This is a genomic window from Parapedobacter pyrenivorans, assembly GCF_014636865.1.
Lineage (GTDB): Bacteria > Bacteroidota > Bacteroidia > Sphingobacteriales > Sphingobacteriaceae > Parapedobacter > Parapedobacter pyrenivorans.
Window position 1 is genome coordinate 195,864 of the sequence record NZ_BMER01000003.1, and the last position, 16,652, is coordinate 212,515.

The window sequence follows — 16,652 nt, forward strand, 5'->3', positions numbered from 1 at the left end:
GCATTACCACCAGTTTATTTTACCGTTAAAAAACGACCGCCCGTCACAACACGGCCAGGAAGCGCTTTACATTCCGCTTTTTATATATGCAATGCAGTTATTTTGCATATAAAAGCAATTTATCTAAGTTTGCCGCATACGACCTGAAGTCTTCAGTCAGGTAAATGTGATTTTTTTAGTAAGTTTGGGATAAAATACGACAAAGTGGCAAGGTTAAAAATCAAATATAAATCGACCGATAAACGCGGAAGCTATGCGTACCTGCCCAAATACGGAATGATATTGGCCAGCATCGTACTGATCACGATGTTCTTACCAAAGCAACCCCGCTTCCGGTATGAATTCGAGAAAGGCAAAGTATGGATGCACGAAGATCTGATATCACCGTATAACTTTGCCGTGCTTAAAACCCAAGCTGAACTCGATAAAGACCGCGAAAATGTCTTGAAATCCGTATATCCGATCTACAACCGCAATCTCCAGGTATCCGAACAGCAGCTTACCCGATTCGATACTGATTTTCCGGAGAAATGGCAAGCGTCCGGATTGGACACGTTAAACGAGAACGCGACCACTTATCAACAGTTTGGAGAGCAGGTGCTGACCGATATTTATAAGCGAGGTGTCATTGCGTTGAATAATAAATTCCAGGGCGAACACAAACATTACAATTTCACCCTGCTAACCGACAATGTAGCCAAACAAGTTAATACCGCAGCTGTTTTCACCATCGAAACCGCCATGGAGTATTTGGCCAAGACGGTTGATAACCGATCAGCCATCAAACAAAAAGATTGGCTTGTTAATGTACTTAGTGACTATATCAGTGTAAACAACCTATTCAATGAATCCCTTACTGCAAAGCTGGAGGAAGATGCGCTGGCCACGATTTCGACCACAAGGGGCATGGTGCAGCGAGGTGAACTTATCGTTGCCAATGGCACTACCGTAAACAATGAAATCTATCAGAAAATCGAATCCCTGCGGAAAGCGTATGAAGAAGAGGCCCGTATCGGCGGTAATCGTGCGTTGTTGATGATGGGGCAGTTTTTCATTGTCGCCTTGGTCGTCTCGCTACTGTTCGTATTCATTTACCTCTTCCGGAAAGACATCTATTACAACAACCGATTGATTTTACTCATTCTGATTGTCATTACCGGTATGCTATTGGTGTTGTCTTGGGCGATTACGATTAAGCTCCCGAGTCTCTATTACATTCCTTATTGCATTGTCCCGGTTATCATCCGGATCCTTTTCGATACCCGCTTGGCTCTCAATATCCATCTGTTGATGGTCCTATTGGCGGCCTTCTTTGTACCCAACAGTTTTGAGTTTGTATTCCTGCAGTTTTCCACGGGCATGGTGGCGATTTACAGCATCAAAACTTTGGTAAAACGCGAGCAGTTCCTGATTTCCTCTGCCATCATTTTGGGCACCTATTTAGTGGCCTATGTTGGTATGGGCCTTATGCGCGATGGGTCCTTCAACAACCTCTATTGGTCGAATATTGCACCTTTCATATTTAGTGTACTGCTCACCTTGCTTGCGTATCCGCTCATCTACGCGTTCGAACGGGTATTTGGCATTATCTCGGACGTGACATTAATGGAGCTTACGAACAGCAACTCCAAGCTGCTCCGCGAACTCTCCTACAAGGCTCCGGGCACATTCCAACATTCGATGCAGGTAGCCAACCTGGCAGAAGCGGCCATTTATCAGATAGGCGGCAATACCTTGCTTGTGCGGGCGGGCGCGCTTTACCACGATATCGGAAAAATGTCAAATCCGCAGTATTTCATCGAAAATCAAACCAAGGGTTACAATCCACATGATGGCCTTTCCTTCGAACAAAGTGCGCAGATTATCATTTCACACGTAGCCAAAGGAATAGAGCTAGCCAAAAAACACCAATTGCCCGATGTCATCATTGATTTTATCCGCACGCACCATGGTACAACGCGGGTGGATTATTTTTACCAGTCTTACATTAAGTCGTTTCCGGAAAAGTTTGTAGACGAAGAGCTATTCCACTATCCCGGCCCCATCCCGTTTTCGCGCGAAACAGCCGTATTGATGATGGCTGATTCCGTCGAAGCAGCATCGCGAAGTTTAAAGGAACCCACGGCCAAAAGCCTCAACGACCTGGTAGATAAGATCATCGAATCCAAATTGAGCCAGAAGCAATTTATCAACAGTAGCATCACGCTGAAAGATATCACCTTGGTAACTGAAATATTCAAGGAGATGCTGAAGAGTATCTACCATGTCCGTATCGACTACGAGGGCGGAAAAAAGGGTGTTTCCGCACAAAAAACGGACATGGAGACGGCCGAACGTACCGATTCGCCATGACCCCGCATCTGCCTCAGCTCCTAGGCGAGATTTACCGCAACGAGTCGCGCCTTATATTTGCCGCACTCGTTCGCTTGCTTGGAGATTTTGATCTTGCCGAAGACGCCATGCACGATGCGTTCAAGACAGCGCTTGAGCAATGGCGTAAAAAAGGCATTCCCTCGAATCCGCGGGCATGGCTTGTTTCCACCGGTCGGTTTAAAGCAATCGATCTTATCCGGCGCCAATCCAAATTCGACCCATTGCAGGCGGTACATGCTGAGCAAATGGTGGCTGAAACCGTCGACCCGTCCAGTCAGGTTGACAAAGCGATCGAAGACGATATGCTGCGGCTAATTTTCACCTGCTGCCACCCCGCGCTATCGCTCGATGCGCGGACCGCCATGACCATGCGTGAAGTTTGTGACCTGACCACCGAAGCAATTGCCAGTGCATTTCTCGTTACGCCAGCGACCATGGCCCAGCGGATTGTACGTGCCAAGGCTAAAATACGTGAGGCAAAGATACCATTCGAAGTGCCGCCGGAGCACGAGTTGCCAGACCGGATGGATGCCGTACTCCAGGTAATTTACTTGGTATTCAACGAAGGCTATTACACGTCGTCGGGCGGATCGGCAATACGCGTTGACCTTTCAAGCGAAGCCATCCGGCTAGGGCGCCTGCTGCACACTTTGCTACCCGAACCCGAAGCTGCGGGATTGCTTGGTCTCATGCTACTGCACGAATCCCGTCGGTCAGCCCGCACCACGCCGACGGGAGATCTCATTCTTTTGGAAGATCAGAATCGCTCGCTTTGGGATCGCCATCTGATTGCCGAAGGATTATCGCTGGTAGCGCATGCATTTTCTTCCAAACCGGCAGGCCCCTATGCGTTACAGGCAGCCATCGCGGCCCTGCATGCCGAAGCAGCGCACTCCGATGCTACGGATTGGGCACAGATTGCCGGACTATACGGCCTGTTGTTACGCATACACCCATCCCCTATTATTGAACTAAACCGCGCTATCGCCATTGCTATGCACAAGGGCCCTGAGGCCGGCTTGCGGCAGATCGATGCGATTTTGGAGCGCGGTGAACTAAATAGCTACCATTTGGCTCATTCCGCACGAGCGGAACTTTGCCGGAAACTCGGCCAAATAGCCGATGCGCGGGCATCCTGGGAACGCGCCCTTGCCCTCGCACAACAAGACCCCGAACGGCGATTTATCGAGCGAAAGCTCAGCGAATTGGGGGCTGCGTCATATCCCGATTAAAAAAATCACATGGCTTGTCGATTTTGTCTTCCACCATTCGACTACTTGGTGAACACAATAAATTAATTGCAATAAAACGGCAAAAGATCATGACTGAAAACAAAAAGTCCATTGGAAAAGAGAACGGAGGCGCCAGCAAAACGCGGGTCCGGGTTGAGAGCTTTTCCATCTCGCTTGACGGCTACGGAGCAGGATCAAATCAAAGCATTGACAATCCGCTCGGCATTGGCGGGGAAGCGCTACACAACTGGTTCCTTCCGACACGGACGTTCCGGACGATGCATCGTTCCTTCGACCCTCGCGCCGGACAGGAGGATGGCACGACCGGACTCGACGACGACTTTGCACAGCGAGGGTTCAAGGATATTGGCGCCTGGATTATCGGCCGGAACATGTTCGGACCGATCCGCGGCCCCTGGCCGGACATGAATTGGAAGGGCTGGTGGGGTGCCAATCCACCCTATCACGTTCCGGTTTACGTGCTGACCCATCACGCAAGACCTCCATTGGAGATGGAAGGTGGAACCACCTTTTATTTTATTACGGAAGGCATTCATGACGCACTTGCCAAGGCCCGGGAAGCAGCTAATGGGAAGGACATCCGAATTGGAGGTGGGGCTAACATCATCCAACAGTACCTGCGCGAAGGATTGATCGATGAGCTGCATATCGCCATTGCACCGACGATACTCGGTGAAGGCGAACGGCTGTTCGACGGCGTTAACTTACGCCAATCTGGTTACGAATGCGTCCGTTTCGAGGCATCGGAGATGGCGACCCATATAATCTTCCAACGCAGTGAAGCATAAATTTTGATAAACAAACAAAAAGAATCATCATGAAATATATTTGTCTTGGATACATGAATGAAGAGGTATGGGAAACGCTATCAGAAAGCGATCGGAACACCTTTATGGACGCGTGTTTTGCCTATGATGATGAACTTCGGAAGAATGGTCACTTTGCTGGTGGGGAGGGCCTGCAAGATGCCCGGAATGCCGCCACATTGAGGTGGCGCAATGGCAAAGTATCCGTGACCGACGGTCCCTTTGCCGAAACCAAAGAGCAGATCGGGGGCATCATGGTACTCGAAGCAACCGACCTTAATCATGCCATCCGTCTGTTGTCGAAGCACCCCTCGCTCCAATTCGGGCACGGTGGGAGCAGTTGGGAAATCCGGCCGGCGGCCGACCTAACCGCGCTGGTTGAAGCGAGTAAGGACCGAGGCAAGCGGTAGTAAAACGAAGATCGGCGCGACGTTGTTTTTTTTGGCATTCAAATTTTCCGAAATTCATTTTTTTGTAGTACGTTTGCAGGCGCAAAACGGTGAGGTGCCTGAGTGGCCGAAAGGAACAGTTTGCTAAACTGTCGTACTGGAAACGGTACCGAGGGTTCGAATCCCTCCCTCACCGCAAAAGGAATAACAAGCCCGACAATAGTCGGGTTTTGTCGTTTTTTGGCTTTTCTGAGCTCGCTCAAACAAAAGCTAAAAACGACAAAAGTAATGAGCGAAGTGAATAGCTTGCTATTGCTTTGAAGCCCCCTATCCGAGATGGCTGTGGCCCTGCGCGCTGGCACAGCGGGATACAGCCAATCCCTCCCTCACCGCTAAGCCCAAAAAAACCCGGCTATCGTCGGGTTTTTTTATTCTACAAACCAACTGGCCAACTAGACCTACAGTTCTCCGATATACGTGCTAACAGCCCTGCGTTTCCGTCCCAGCAACTTTTCCAATCGATCGTCCACTGCTTCGAATTCCCCAGCGCGGATACTCGCCGCCATGCTAACGGTGAATTCGATTTCGGCCTGCGGCACACCCGCTTTCCCCAGTTCCTCCACAAAATCCGCTTCGGGAATATCGAGGTACGCGGCATCCACCCCCTTTCGAGCGTTGAGTAGTCCCGCCAAACCCGCAAACGAAAGCGCCTCAGCACCGGTAATCCGGTAATCAACATTTTCGTGCTGGCCGGATTCGGTCAACACAATAGCCAGCGCTTCGGCGATATCCTCACGGCTCACAAAACTGACCTTCCCGTTGCCTCCCGGATAATAAATCACTCCGTCCTGCAGCGCATTTCCAATGAAAAGCGGTATGGTCTCGAAGTACATGCTATTCCTGAAGAACGTATAGGCAAGCCCGCGGTCTTTGATGGCCTGCTCGGTCGCCCCGCAGGTTCGGCCAGCCAAAAATACAGCATCCGCCCCCGGGACAAGCGTACTGGTATACACGATTTTCCGGACACCAGCGGCCGCGGCTGCCTGTACCACATTAAGTTCCTGCCTGCTTGCAACAGATCCCGAGGCAGAAGAAGATACCTGAAGTAGCGTTTCCACGCCGTCCAACGCTTCCTCCAAAGCAACCGTGTCATCGTAGTCTGCGGTACGGATGGCAATACCGGGGTGCCGGTGAGTCCCCAATTTTGCGGGGTCGCGCACGATGGCCACCAATTGGCTTGCCGGTGTTTTTTGCAAAAGGTGGGTGAGGGTCAGCTGCCCCAGGTGCCCACTTGCTCCTGTCAATGCAATCATAAGTTCATTATTTTTATTTACCGGCAAATCTATACGACACCGCGATTAAAAAATTGAACAAATCGGCCAATGCGGGAAATCAGAGGACCAGGTCAGGAACGCTCGGCAAAGGCGTATTATTCGGATTTTTCACGCATCCTACTGGCCATTTCAGGTGTCAACCGTTGCAAAGACACATAAGATGCCGCCAATACGACAAATGCGATGATCGGCCCAATCACCACGGATGTAGGATCACCGCTGGCGATGTGAGCGATGGCGGCCGAAATGAAAGTGATGCCAAAACCCACATAGGCAAACTCCTTTACCCTTGTCGGTATAAAGGGTAGTAAAAGCAACAATGCCCCGATAATCTTGGCTACGCCCAGCTGTATCCTGAAATAATTAGGAAAACCCAAATGAACAAACCCTGCCTGGACGCTGGAATCTGTGAAGTACGCGTAACCACTAAATAACATCATCAATGATACCAATCCCGTAGTAATCCAATAAACAAGTTTCTTTTTCATATGCCATACAATTTTTTGATGGGGACAAAGATAGTTGATAGTAGCTATATATTATATATTACTATACTGTTGTATAGTTTCTGTTTTTCAATGTAATAGGCTATCTTTGCGAAGGAACAAATAATCCATAGCGATGGAAGAGTCACTTAAATTGGATCATTCGGAATGCCAAAATAAAATCCGGCCGGTGAGAGATGCCCTGGAATTGCTGAGCGGCAAGTGGAAACTTCCTATTATCCTCTCCCTTTGGCTGGGTGACAAGCGCTTCTCCGAAGTATCGAAGGAAGTAAATGGCATTACCGACCGTATGCTCTCCAAAGAGCTACGGGATCTGGAAATCAACGGTCTTGTAAAACGGGTTATTCACGATTCCTATCCCGTTGTTGTGGAATATACCCTTACCGATTATGGAAAAACCTTAAAACCGGTAATTGACGCATTGGGTATATGGGGCATGGCACATCGCAATCGGTTGATGAGCGAATGGAAAAAAAATCCCACAGGCTAATGCATATTTTTTTATATTTGCGTCGGATTTCAAAATCCCTGATCTCTTTAAAGTACCAGACTCCGTAGCTCAGCTGGTAGAGCAACTGACTCTTAATCAGTGGGTCGACAGTTCGAACCTGTCCGGGGTCACCAGTTTACGAAAGCTCTTCCTTAAAAGAAAGAGCTTTTTTTTGTGCATATACCCATAGGCTGAACCCATCCACCAAAAGCACAAATACGTATGGAAAATAGTCACAAATATTTTATATTTATTCCATCAAATTCAACAACAATATTATAAACACCATATATGAAACCGTCATGATTTTCAAAATCACATCGGCAACTGATTAAACCGGGCTTACGGGCTCTTGAACAGCTATATTGCAAAAACTTGCGAAAAATCACATTATATGAAAATCGTAGCTTCAATTCTATTGCTAGTATCAGCATTCCTGAGCGTCAAGCACGGTTGGGATGCTTTCCAACCAGCCAATGGCGAACAAGCAAAAATGTTAGCCAATCTTGGCATCACGAAATCTGCCATGCCATTTTTCGGTGTATTTTCGATCCTTGTAGGATTGATGTTATTCTTCCCGCAAACATTCTTTATCGGCAATGTTCTAAATGCGGTGACCATCGTACTCATCATGGCGCTGTCTTTACGGGCAGGTGACTACAAAATGGCATTGATTGAAATCCCATTCCTGGCCTTGCCATTACTGCTGATATGGTTGAAATATCCGTTTAGATTCTAGCGCTGATTCTCGCTGTGTTTGGTAGGTACCGTACGCTTTTTACCCTGGCTTATGCACACACTTTTACCTTTTCTGCTCGCAATGGTGGCGCTTATTGTGCTGCTGAATATGCTAGCCAAAAAACTGAAAATCGCCTATCCCATACTGCTGGTTGTGGCCGGATTGCTAATCTGTTTCATTCCCGGTTTACCGATGGTGAAAATAGATCCCGATTTGATTTTTTTCATTTTCCTCCCGCCTTTGTTGTTTGAGGCGGCGTGGTCTGCCTCCTTCAAAGAGATGAAGAAATGGTGGCGCATGATTACCAGCTTTGCTTTTTTAGTGGTATTCTTTACTGCGTTCAGCGTGGCTTTAGTTGCCAACTATTACATTCCGGGGTTTACCATCGCATTGGGTTTCCTGCTGGGTGGGATTGTATCCCCACCCGACGCGGTAAGCACCGGAGCCATCACTAAATTTGTAAAAATACCGCGATCCACATCAGCTATTCTGGAAGGCGAAAGCTTACTGAACGATGCCTCTTCGCTCATTATTTTTCGCTTCGCGTTGGTGGCCGTCGGCACGGGCCAATTTATTTGGGCGGAAGCCGCCACCAGTTTTCTATGGATGGTTTTTGGTGGTGCCGGAATGGGCTTGTTCCTGGGTTGGCTTTTTGTACAGATTCATAAAAGGCTACCTACCGATGCGCCGTCAGACATTGTTTTTACACTCATCAGTCCCTATTTCATGTATTGGGCGGCTGAGCAGGCGCACGCCTCGGGTGTACTGGCAGTCGTATCGGGCGGTTTGCTGATGTCTTTGAAAAGACTGGAATTTTTAAACAGCACGAGCCGGATACGGGGTTACAGCGTTTGGGAAAGTTTTGTTTTTATCCTAAACGGAATCGTATTTCTGATTATCGGATTGGAGCTTCCCGAAATTGTAGCCGGAATCCGTGCGCAGGGTATTCCGTTAGGAACTGCAATCGGGTACGGTATGTTAGTTACGGCCGTATTGATTGGCGCAAGGATAATCAGCTCATATGCTGCAATGATAGCCACCGCGATCTTCCGACCGGGTCTGCGTCCGCAGTTTACTTCTGCTCGAAGACGTTGGGGGATGCCGGTGCTCTTGGGCTGGACCGGGATGCGGGGGGTAGTATCATTGGCCGCAGCGTTGGCCATACCCGTCAAGCTCGATAATGGAATGGCTTTTCCGCACCGGGATCTGATTCTCTTTATCACCTTTGTGGCCATATTACTCACGCTGCTGGTACAGGGTTTAACACTTCCGTATTTGATTAGAAGAACCGCATTATTCGATGGGGTTTTTGATGAGGAAGACGAGGAAGCCACTCGCAGGAAAATGAAACAGGGATTGAAACAACACGTTTACCGATTCCTTAAAGACAAATACGAAGCCGACCTGATCGGAATGACAGGGATGGATAAATTCATGAAGCAATGGGAAGAACGGACAAAATCGATGGAAGAAGATGCCTGGATGAACGAAAAAACCAAAGCAATTTTCATTGAGCTCATTGAGTCACAACGCAGATATCTGACCGAACTGAATAAAAATCCGAAGATCGACGAAGAAATCATCCGCCAGCAATTGTATCAGCTGGACCTGGAGGAAGAACGGCTGAAAATTGTATAGCTCGAAAACGACTTACGGATCGGTTGCCTTCTCCTCTGCATTCAAATATTCCAAAATGTCGCCCGGTTGGCAGTCTAATGCTTTGCAAATTGCTTCCAAAGTGCTGAAACGAATTGCTTTCGCCTTTCCTGTTTTCAAGATAGAAAGATTGGATAATGTCAGATCAACTCTTTCAGAAAGTTCATTCAGCGAAATTTTTCGCTTCGCCATCATCACGTCTAAATTTACAATAATGGGCATCGCTTAAATTGTTAAGTCATTTTCAGATTTCATATCTACTGCATTTTGCAATATTTTTTCAAATATGGCGGCAGCCGTTGCAACTACGATAGAAACAAATGTAACGACGATACACATGGCAAGAAAACCCGCAGGATCGTCCTCCTGGTGATGGGATAACTTTATGAAAAGTCCGGCCAGCACGATCAAAACACCTAGGATGATCGCACATCGCTTGATGTTCTTTAACCGCCTGACAGCGTTTGATGAGAACACCTTATTTTGTCCGATGCAGCCAAGTAATTTGAATGCGTTGTACAATGCGACAAAAAAAGCGATTGACGCCGCGTACCCATACAAGATGAACGGGTCAGCGTAAATACTGAACACGTCTAAGTTTGTGGATCGCCCCTCAGTAAAGGGGAACCAAATCAATATGGCAAGTGCTACCATGCCGATAAGCACGGTGGCTGCCTGAAGGAATACTATTGAAATACTTTTCATACTGATTCACGAATTTATTTCTACGCAGCAAATATAATAAAATATTATTGATAAACAATAAATATTTATTAATTACAGACATTAAAACCGGTAGTTACAGACCGAACGCTATCCGACCAACATCCGGTTCCAAGACGAGACAGACCAAAAAGTGATGAATTATTGTATTGGCTTAAACCGGTTGGCCAAGAATCCAGTGGCCTTTTCCAAGTTGATGTCACTAACCGTAATTCCCGGCTCGCCATACTGTTGATGGACCAAGCACATACCATCCGGGGCGATGATGGCAGATCCCGATTCCTGGTAGGTTGTGGCGTAGTTCACGCTGGCAAAATAGATGGTGTTTTCCAGTGCCCGCATCTGCATGGCCTTCTCATAATACGGATTGTCCTTATGGCCCCATTCTTGCAAAACGATTCCCTCCTTATTCCCGCCCGAAAAATGAGGATGGAACACCACCTTCGCCCCTTGCCGAGCGGCCCAGCGTACGGTTTCGGGATAGCGGAATCCTTCGTGGCATATGGCGATGCCGAACACCAGCCCATTCACCTCGAACACCTGCCGTGTATCACCCGGGGTCCATATGTCGTCTTCAGATGGATCCAGTTGTACCTTGGCCTGATGCCCCATTATTTGTCCATCGGCAGCAATGACCTGCGCCACGTTATACACCTTATCGCCGATGAACCAGTCCATGGGCAAGATGATAGCGATACCGTGCCGGGCAGCGATGGCCTGCGCATCGGCCAACGCCCTTTCCAGAGCCTCGGGCGTCCTATCGCTGCTTGCGTAGCCCATACCCGGATATCCGGGCAGGAACGACTCGGGGAAACAGACAATCGTCGCCCCACTGAACTTAGCAGCCTGTGTAAGCTGCTCTAACCAAGCCCCTCTTTGTTCCCTATCCGGGCAAATCGGTGGCGAAGCCAATGCGATTTTCATGGTACTAAATTACGGTAATTTTTATTCGTTATGCCAAGTATGACGCAAAGAACATGATACCTTCGCTGTGGGAAAATGTAATCCGCAGGTCACAAACATCAAGTGATTGAATATTATTTATAATTATTCTAAACTGATTTCTATTTTTGTGGTGTTGCAAAATTAAAAGTAAACGCAATATTCATAAAGACCTGCATGCCTGTCTCCTACCGAGACAGGTATGACAGGCGCCACTCTCCATCATCGACCGTCGCGGCCCATCGTTCTGATTCTCCGAATTTACGTATACTTGTGCATTGGAACAAGATTGACATCGAACGAGGTAAGCCGTTGCTTACTGAACTATTTTACAATACCATGAATGGATTTTACCTACAGGCGCTTTTAAAGATCATTGGCATCAGTGCCGCTTCGGGGATCACCTATTCCAACGGCCTTATCCATCTGGTATCCGATAATGGCAATTACCTTTACGAATACCCCATGGCTACCGGGCAGCTGACCCGGCACTTGCTCAGGGATGGAGCGCAGACCGAACAGGTCGCCAAGGCGCAGAAGATGGATTTTGAAGCCATCGTCGAGCGGAACGATGCGGTGTTTGTTTTCGGATCGGGTTCTACCCCTGCCCGGGAAGTTGGGTTTGCGGTTTCCAAGGCCGACCGCCGTATCGACACCTTGCAGCTGCATGATTTATACGAAGCCATGCGTCTGGTTGCTGGGATCGCCCCGGATGACTTCAATATCGAAGGGGCCGCAGCCTATGGCACCGATTGGTTATTCCTGAACCGGGGGAACGGCCCGAGCGGACGAAACGTCCTGTTTACCGTTCACGGGCCTAACCTCACCAAGAATTTCCAGCTCGCATTTGATGAAATCGAGCTGCCCCTGATCGACGGATTGTCCTTCGGCTTTTCGGACGCGACGATTGTCGGGAACACCCTGTATTTCATCGCTACGGCGGAGGCAGGCCAATCCACCTACCATGATGGCCAAGTCGGCGGAAGCCTGTTCGGTGCCATCGATCTAGAGAGCCGGAAGCTCCTGTCCACCCAGGTTATTTCCCGCTCGCAGAAATTCGAAGGGATTACTTCCTACCCTGCGGAATCGGATGGCGTTTCGTTTTTACTCTGTGAGGATAATGACAACGCCACCGATACGGCGACGGTTTATCGGCTTGATGTCCCTTTATGCCGTTCTTACGTCAATTAACGCCCCGATGACGTACAACGCCGATGTAGTAAGGAGCCGACTCTCCACCATCACCCGTTAGGAATATGGTCAAATAGTCACCGGGATCCAGCGCGACGCCTGTGCGCCGGGCAAGTTGTTCGCCGTCTTCATCCCGTATGGTCAATACGTGCGTTCCAACATTCGTTGTCGCGATAAATTCCTCACCGGCTTTGCCGGTTGCCGGTGTTTCGGTAGGTCGGTCGCGGAAGGCCTCAATCGGTTCTGCTTCCGCGATGTGTAACGTTGCGCGGTGGGACGTTTCGGCGAGATTAAAAAAGCGCACGGCAGCGATGGCTGCCGGATCTTCCGTATCATCCGGCACACGATCCTCGGTCAGGAAGTGTTGCGGAGTCGCTTCCGTACCAAAGAGGAACGATGTATAATATTTATTTTCCAGCAACACAAGCGTGGTATCCACCAATTGAGCCGATTCATTAGACGAAATGATTTCCATCTGTAAATTATCGCGACTGGGTATCGCATAAAAATCAACACTCCGGTATAGTAACCCCTGATTCAATGGCTGAAGTCCGCGTCCTACATCCACTCTATGTAGAACCGCCTCTGCCTCCGAGAATGCGTTAACGACAGCTAATCCCGAACGGACGTCCGGTTCAGGCTCCTCGTCCTTTATGCAACCGCCCAGCAGGACCATCCCTAACAAGAGAGACAGCGCTAAGGCAAGGGGTACTCTTCTCTTCATAACGGAATTATAGTTGGTTTTCATAACATGCTGTGGTTACTTAATTGACCCATTGCCGCACTACCCCTACGTAGAAGGTGCTTGCATCGCGTTCATCGCCCGTAAGGAAAACACTCGTATAGCTACCCGCAGGCAGGTCAACCGTACCCTGTCGCGTTGCCACCGTTTCCCCCTCTTCATCCACTACGCTTAGCGTATAGGTACCGGTAGCCACCGGTATAAATGCCTCTCCTGCTTTGCCAGTTTGGGGCGTTTCCAGCGGCCGGTTACGGAAGGCAGCGACCGGCTCGATATCACCGATGCGTAGGGTTATCCGATGGTCGCTATTTGCCAGGTTAAAAAATCGCACCGCAGCAATGGCCTGAGGGTCGTCCACGTTTTCAGGTATCCGATCTTCAGTGACGAAATGCCTAGGATCATCATGCGTACCGTATACAATGGAAGAATAATACACGCTGTCCTGCACGGTCAGTGCTGTATCGACGAGTCTGTTTTCCTGATACGTCGAATAGATTTCCAAGCGGCGCGCCTCCCCGGGGTAGATGTATACAGGCCATTGGGGTCCATAGCTCCGGTATGGAAGTGGATTCAGTCCCTGTATCGTATTGCGGTCCACATAGTAATATACGCCCCCATTGGACTCAATAAACGTATTGATAAAGGTCATACCACCTACCCGTTCAGGTTGCGGATCACCACCTTTTAAACAACTGCCAAGCAGCCCAACGCTGGCTACCACAGCAACGATCAAACTCAACTTTTTCATACCTTACTAACGTATGGAGCTAAACAAATGCTACAACCGCCATTTGCATTTTGATATTGTCCATTAGCTTATTAGACGCGCGGTACATTTTCGATTCGACATGGATAATATCTATAACGTAAAACAAATTTACGCCCATTTCGTTTGGGTCCGTTTAAAACGGATAACCGGCCTTAAAAAATTTATGCCACCTACAGGGGAGAACAGGATAGTTGAGAAGACTTTTGTTAGTACTTTTCGGCACGATAAAAAAATCAATTAAAAACGATTATGTTCAATTTTATTCCTGTGTCCCATAGAATAGGTACCCGGACGCTTATGTCAACTCTTTTTCTTTGCAGTGTTACCGCCACTTTTGTATGGGCGCAACAAAAAGAAAAAATAGCATTCAAACCGTATTTTGTTGCGGCCGAAAGTTTTGAGTCGGTCGGCGTCATAGATGTGAATAACGATGGCAAGCCCGATTTGGTTTCAGGCGATTTTTATTATCTTAACGAAGGCGATGCCACTACCCTCTTCCGCAAACGCCATAGATTGGGGGATCAGCCGGCATTTGGGGAATATTTCGACGACTTCGCGACAATTCCATTGGATGTCAACCAAGACGGGCGCATGGATTTTGTTACCGGTGGTTGGTTTGGTGAGGCATTACGCTGGCACGAAAATCCGGGAACAAACGAACAATGGCCAGCCCACGAAATCGCGAAAGTAGGAAACGTCGAAACCGTGAGAGCATGGGACCTGGACAACGACGGACAGGTCGAGATTGTGCCCAATACCCCCAATTCGCCACTTCATTATTTTAAGCTCGAAGGCCCTGGCAAATTTGTTCGTTACGAAGTGGGGGATTATAAAAGTCATGGACTTGGTTTTGGTGACATTAATGGTGACGGGAAAGGTGACTTCATCGTCAAAAATGGCTGGATAGAAAATAAGGGGGGAAATCAGTGGGTCTTTCATCCCGATTTTGACATGGGGGCGCATGCCAGTATCCCGATTATCGTGACCGACCTAAACGGAGACGGCAAAAATGATCTTATTGCTGGTACGGCGCATGACTACGGCATCTATTGGTACGAACAGCAGATCGGCGCCAACGGAAAGCGTTCTTTCAAAAAACACCTGATCGATGACACCGCTTCCCAATATCACGAATTGGTTTGGGCCGATATCACAGGTGATGGCAAACCGGAATTGATAACCGGCAAACGCTATCGAGCGCACAACGATGGCGACCCCGGCGCGCACGATGAGGTCGGTTTGTATTACTTCACCTGGGATGGCAAATCATTCACAAAAAACAGCATAGCTTATGGCCCTCCGGGTATCGGAAAAGGCACCGGCATCTATATGCAGGTTGCCGACTTGAGAGGTTCTGGAAGAAGTGACATTGTTGTAGCTGGAAAAGACGGCCTCTGGGTATTTTTCAACGAGGGGCTTAAATAAGGTCATGACGAACAACCCATCTTAATTTTATTTGCCGACACATCATTATTCAAATCCCAAATGTCAAAGACAAAATCATTTTTGTTAGCCAGCGTATTATGCTTTACACTGCTGGCCGGTACGTGCCTCCAGCTTCGGGCCCAAAGACAGGAAAGTCCTGTTCCGTTAGCGTTCAAACAAGGAGGTCGGATCGTTTTTTTGGGGGGCTCGCTCTTCGAAAACGAACTGGAAAAAGGGTATCTCGAATTTGCCATGACCAGCCGCTGGCCCGATCTGGATCTTACGTTCCGGAACCTCGGCTGGACCGGCGACAATGTATTCGCAGAAGCGCGCAGCACGTTTACGACGCCACCTACCCCCTATCAGCAATTGTTTCAGCAAATCAGAAGTACTAATCCCGACCATGTATTGATTGCTTACGGCGGCGTTGAATCTCAAAATGGGAAAGAGGGACTCAATCGGTTCGTCGAGGGGCTCGAAGCAATTATTGATTCGGTCGATGCCCTTGGCGCGCAAACGATCCTGCTGTCAACGATTCCCGTAAAACTTGCGGGCAGCCTGGAAAACACGGTTATTCAAAACAAAAACCTTAAGCTGTATGCTGATGCGATTTCATCGATCGCGTCAAAACGCAAAAAAAGGTACGTAGACCTTTATTCGCCCATTGCTGGAAACACTAATAACCTATTTCTCGACAACGGCATTCACCTGAATGACGCGGGCTATTACTACCTTGCCCAGGTACTCGAACAGGCCTTGGGATGGCCACCCCGGGAATCAAAAGTAACCGTGGAGACATCCAACGCGAAAGCTACGGCTTCCGGTCCCGCCAAAATCATTTCCAGCCAAGACGAAAAAATTGTTTTCAGCCTGCAAGAGGCTATCCTTCCCCTCCCCGAAATCGCTTCGAGAAAATCAAGTGCAAAAACGTCCGTATCTGTGCAGATAAACGGGCTGAAAAACGGGCGTTACACCTTAATGGAAAACGGACAGCAATTGGTTACGGCATCGGCAGCCGACTGGGCAAAAGGCGTCGTGCTCGATCATGGCGTCTCGCAGGAGCAGGCTATCAGGATCTGTAATGACATCGTCAAAAAGAATAAACTATTTTTTCAGCAATACCGCCCAATGAACCGGACGTATATTCTGGGATTCAGAGCGTACGAACAAGGCCGGCACAAACAGGGGCTTGATGATCTGAATTCCCTCATTGCCGGGCTGGAAGAACAAATTAAACTGCACCGAAAGCCGGTCGTCAAAACGTATGAACTCAATCTCAGTTCCACGTCCAGCAACTGAAAATAAACGCATAAT

General features: G+C 48.5%; 17 protein-coding genes and 2 tRNA genes. 12 read left to right on the top strand and 7 right to left on the bottom strand.

Annotation, left to right across the window (positions count from 1 at the left end; all coding sequences use genetic code 11):
- Positions 1-204: 204 nt before the first annotated feature.
- The 5 genes from IEV98_RS15685 to IEV98_RS15705 all read left to right on the top strand — a co-directional run bounded on the left by IEV98_RS15685 (position 205) and on the right by IEV98_RS15705 (position 5,017).
- A complete protein-coding gene (locus tag IEV98_RS15685; protein ID WP_229738789.1) occupies positions 205-2,352 on the top strand; it encodes an HD family phosphohydrolase in 2,148 nt (715 codons plus the stop codon).
- A complete protein-coding gene (locus IEV98_RS15690) occupies positions 2,349-3,605 on the top strand; it encodes an RNA polymerase sigma factor (protein WP_188506970.1) in 1,257 nt (418 codons plus the stop codon). Before IEV98_RS15685 ends, IEV98_RS15690 begins: the two co-directional genes overlap by 4 nt.
- A gap of 14 nt (positions 3,606-3,619) precedes the next feature.
- Complete coding sequence (locus IEV98_RS15695; RefSeq protein WP_229738790.1) at positions 3,620-4,414, top strand: dihydrofolate reductase family protein; 795 nt, start codon at positions 3,620-3,622, stop codon at positions 4,412-4,414.
- A gap of 29 nt (positions 4,415-4,443) precedes the next feature.
- Positions 4,444-4,842: a YciI family protein gene (locus tag IEV98_RS15700; RefSeq protein WP_188506971.1), complete on the top strand. Its 399-nt coding sequence runs from the start codon at positions 4,444-4,446 to the stop codon at positions 4,840-4,842.
- 88 nt (positions 4,843-4,930) lie between these two features.
- Positions 4,931-5,017 (top strand) — tRNA-Ser (locus tag IEV98_RS15705).
- Positions 5,018-5,279: 262 nt separating this feature from the next.
- Here IEV98_RS15705 and IEV98_RS15710 read toward each other — a convergent pair.
- Together IEV98_RS15710 and IEV98_RS15715 are read right to left on the bottom strand one after the other, a co-directional pair.
- Positions 5,280-6,134 (bottom strand): NAD(P)H-binding protein, encoded by an 855-nt coding sequence (locus tag IEV98_RS15710; RefSeq protein WP_188506972.1) that lies wholly within the window; start codon positions 6,132-6,134, stop codon positions 5,280-5,282.
- A gap of 116 nt (positions 6,135-6,250) precedes the next feature.
- Entirely contained in the window at positions 6,251-6,643 is a 393-nt protein-coding gene (locus IEV98_RS15715; RefSeq protein WP_188506973.1) for a DoxX family protein, read from the bottom strand.
- A gap of 133 nt (positions 6,644-6,776) precedes the next feature.
- Between IEV98_RS15715 and IEV98_RS15720 the strand changes: the two genes are divergently transcribed.
- From IEV98_RS15720 to IEV98_RS15735, 4 genes are all read left to right on the top strand, one after another.
- Positions 6,777-7,151, top strand: a complete 375-nt coding sequence (locus tag IEV98_RS15720; protein ID WP_188506974.1) for a winged helix-turn-helix transcriptional regulator — start codon at positions 6,777-6,779, stop codon at positions 7,149-7,151.
- 58 nt (positions 7,152-7,209) lie between these two features.
- A tRNA-Lys gene (locus tag IEV98_RS15725) sits at positions 7,210-7,285 on the top strand.
- Positions 7,286-7,545: 260 nt separating this feature from the next.
- Complete coding sequence (locus IEV98_RS15730) at positions 7,546-7,890, top strand: hypothetical protein (RefSeq protein ID WP_188506975.1); 345 nt, start codon at positions 7,546-7,548, stop codon at positions 7,888-7,890.
- 51 nt (positions 7,891-7,941) lie between these two features.
- A complete protein-coding gene (locus tag IEV98_RS15735; RefSeq protein ID WP_188506976.1) occupies positions 7,942-9,528 on the top strand; it encodes a Na+/H+ antiporter in 1,587 nt (528 codons plus the stop codon).
- A gap of 12 nt (positions 9,529-9,540) precedes the next feature.
- Here the strand turns inward: IEV98_RS15735 and IEV98_RS15740 are convergent, their stop codons facing one another.
- The 3 genes from IEV98_RS15740 to IEV98_RS15750 form a co-directional block, all read right to left on the bottom strand.
- The gene (locus tag IEV98_RS15740) at positions 9,541-9,768 is read right to left on the bottom strand and encodes a helix-turn-helix domain-containing protein (protein WP_188506977.1); all 228 of its coding nucleotides are present in this window, start codon (positions 9,766-9,768) and stop codon (positions 9,541-9,543) included.
- 3 nt (positions 9,769-9,771) lie between these two features.
- Positions 9,772-10,251: a DUF2975 domain-containing protein gene (locus IEV98_RS15745; RefSeq protein WP_188506978.1), complete on the bottom strand. Its 480-nt coding sequence runs from the start codon at positions 10,249-10,251 to the stop codon at positions 9,772-9,774.
- 159 nt (positions 10,252-10,410) lie between these two features.
- Complete coding sequence (locus IEV98_RS15750) at positions 10,411-11,193, bottom strand: carbon-nitrogen hydrolase family protein (RefSeq protein WP_188506979.1); 783 nt, start codon at positions 11,191-11,193, stop codon at positions 10,411-10,413.
- Between the two features lie 195 nt (positions 11,194-11,388).
- On the opposite strand from IEV98_RS15750, the gene IEV98_RS15755 reads away from it, so the two are divergent.
- Positions 11,389-12,402 carry a DUF6929 family protein gene (locus IEV98_RS15755; RefSeq protein WP_188506980.1) on the top strand — a complete coding sequence of 338 codons (1,014 nt, stop codon included), beginning with the start codon at positions 11,389-11,391 and terminating at the stop codon, positions 12,400-12,402.
- Here IEV98_RS15755 and IEV98_RS15760 read toward each other — a convergent pair.
- Both IEV98_RS15760 and IEV98_RS15765 read right to left on the bottom strand, forming a co-directional pair.
- Positions 12,395-13,126 (bottom strand): DUF4397 domain-containing protein, encoded by a 732-nt coding sequence (locus tag IEV98_RS15760; RefSeq protein WP_188506981.1) that lies wholly within the window; start codon positions 13,124-13,126, stop codon positions 12,395-12,397. The genes IEV98_RS15755 and IEV98_RS15760 overlap by 8 nt on opposite strands.
- Before the next feature lie 40 nt (positions 13,127-13,166).
- Positions 13,167-13,892, bottom strand: coding sequence for a DUF4397 domain-containing protein (locus tag IEV98_RS15765; RefSeq protein WP_188506982.1), 726 nt, complete (start codon positions 13,890-13,892; stop codon positions 13,167-13,169).
- Positions 13,893-14,210: 318 nt separating this feature from the next.
- Between IEV98_RS15765 and IEV98_RS15770 the strand changes: the two genes are divergently transcribed.
- Positions 14,211-15,338: an FG-GAP repeat domain-containing protein gene (locus tag IEV98_RS15770; protein WP_188506983.1), complete on the top strand. Its 1,128-nt coding sequence runs from the start codon at positions 14,211-14,213 to the stop codon at positions 15,336-15,338.
- A 60-nt stretch (positions 15,339-15,398) separates the two neighbouring features.
- Complete coding sequence (locus tag IEV98_RS15775; RefSeq protein ID WP_188506984.1) at positions 15,399-16,637, top strand: GDSL-type esterase/lipase family protein; 1,239 nt, start codon at positions 15,399-15,401, stop codon at positions 16,635-16,637.
- The last annotated feature ends 15 nt before the right edge of the window (positions 16,638-16,652 follow it).